Genomic DNA, 1,930 nt, shown 5'->3' on the forward strand with positions numbered 1-1,930 from the left:
TCCCGTGAGCCTCGAGAGGTGCGCCGCCAACCCCTGGTCCAGCAGCACCCCGCCCACCGCCCACAGCCGCATGTCCCCGTAGTCCACCGGCCGCGCCGTGACGAGCGCGGGCACCTCGCGCAGGCCCTCGTCTCCGCGCACCGACACCTTCACCGGCACCGGCTTGGGCGACTTCTCCCGGGTGACGGCGAAGAGCTCCGGGTCCGGGTCTCCCCGGCGCGCGGGCAGGTGCCCCGAGGACAGCGTGGTGCCCTTGCGGTCGAAGAGGGCCAGCACCGTGAGGCCCCGGCTCTTCATCAGCGCCTGGGCGGTGTCCGCGCGGATGGCTCGGGCGGGGGACTCGCGGGCCTCGCGCGCCAGGTCCTCCATGGCGGGGCTCTCCACCAACTCCTCCACCGCCCGGCGCGCGTTGGCGGCGGCTCGGTCGAGGGACTCCTGCGCGGAGGCCGTGGCCCCGTCCATGCGCGCGTCCAGCCCCCGCGAGAGCGAGGCGCGCAGGCTCGTCAGCGTGAAGGGCACCATCACCGCCAGCGGCACCAGGGCCAGCAGGGCGAAGGCGAGTGCCAGCCGCGTCCTCAGCCTCATCTCCGGGCTCCCGGGACTCCCGTCGGAATCGGCTGCAGCCAGGCACCGTCCAGCATGGGCAGCCCCTGGCCGTCGAAGGCGAGCCCTCCCACCTCCGGCGCCGCGCGCAGCGCCAGCCCCTGCGCGTAGAGGGGCAGCATCGGCACGGACGGGGCGAGCGCCTGGGTCCGCTCGCGCGCCTTCGCATCTCGCGCCGCCGGGTCGGCCAGGGCGCCGATGCGCGGCAGCTCCACCCCGAGCAGGTCCTTCCGGCCCGCCGCGTCCAGCACCACGGCCAGCGCCGGGCCGGGCACGGGCGGCAGCAGCAGCGAGTGCAGCATCAGCTCGTAGTCGCCCCTCGCCCAGCGGGCGCGCAGCTCGGCGCGAGGCAGCGGCTCCAGCGCCACGGCGTAGCCCCGGTCATGCAGCCTCACCTGGAGGCGCTCGGCCACCGCGCGCTGGTCCTCGCTGCCCGTGTCATAGAGGAGCGTCACCTTGCGCCCGGCCTGGGGCGGGGGCGCCGCGGGGCGTGGGCCCTGCGGCTGCGGGAGGAGGGCGGGGGGCAGCAGGTGCGGCATGGGCACGGCTGGCCCTCGCACGAAGAGGCGCGTGAGGTCCTCCCGGTCCAGCGCGCTCTCCACCGCCTGGCGGAAGTCTGGCGGCACGCGTCGCGGCGTCCAGGCCAGGTAGGTGGCGTACAGCGCCGCGCCGGAGGGGGTGCCCACCTCGGGGAGCACGCCGAGCGCCACCTGGGCCTCCTGCGTGGCCCACAGGCGCGAGAGGCCGCGCTCGTCGGTGGCGGTGAGGCGCAGCCGGTCGAGGTACGGCCGGCCCTCGTTCCAGGCGAGCCGCCCGTCCACGGCGGTGGGGCCCGAGGCGGAGAAGGGGCCGAGCGCGGCGGGAGCCGAGCGCGGCGGGGCGAGCGCGGGGTGGCACAGCGCGCGCTCCATGTCCGGCCAGGGGAAGGCGAGCGCCAGCTCCAGGCTGTCCCCGGTGGCGGAGAGCTGTCGGCCCTCGGCGCGCAGCGGGAAGAGGAGGGCGCGGTAGGGCGAGGGGGCCTCGGTGCCGGTGAGCCGCGTCCAGGCACGGGTGAGCGCGGTGGCCTGCGCGGGCGAGGGCAGGGTGAGGCGCACCACCTGCGGGGAGGGGCGCGTCAGCTCCCGGGCGAGCGCGGGAGCGAGGCGCCCGTCCGCGGCCAGCCGGCACGCGGGGCGCGAGATGAGCCCGAGGAGGGTGGCCTCCAGGGGCGTGTCGGCGAGGGCCGGCTCTCCGGGCTCGGCGGGGCCGGTGTGGGCGACGCGCAGCTCGCCTCCGTAGGGGACGCGGCCAGCGGCGAGCGACGGCGCGGCGCCGAGCAGGAGGAGGC

1 protein-coding gene and 1 pseudogene are annotated in these 1,930 nt (G+C 77.7%); both read right to left on the reverse strand.

Annotation, left to right across the window (positions count from 1 at the left end):
* Window positions 1-585, reverse strand: a pseudogene (locus tag VF697_RS24980) (histidine kinase); the annotation flags it as partial.
* Window positions 582-1,930 (reverse strand): peptide ABC transporter substrate-binding protein (locus VF697_RS24985; RefSeq protein ID WP_331099145.1); only part of this gene is annotated, 1,349 nt, incomplete at its 5' end. The gene VF697_RS24985 and the pseudogene VF697_RS24980, both read right to left, overlap by 4 nt.

It is taken from the genome of Archangium sp., from assembly GCF_036388035.1.
Taxonomy (GTDB): domain Bacteria; phylum Myxococcota; class Myxococcia; order Myxococcales; family Myxococcaceae; genus Archangium.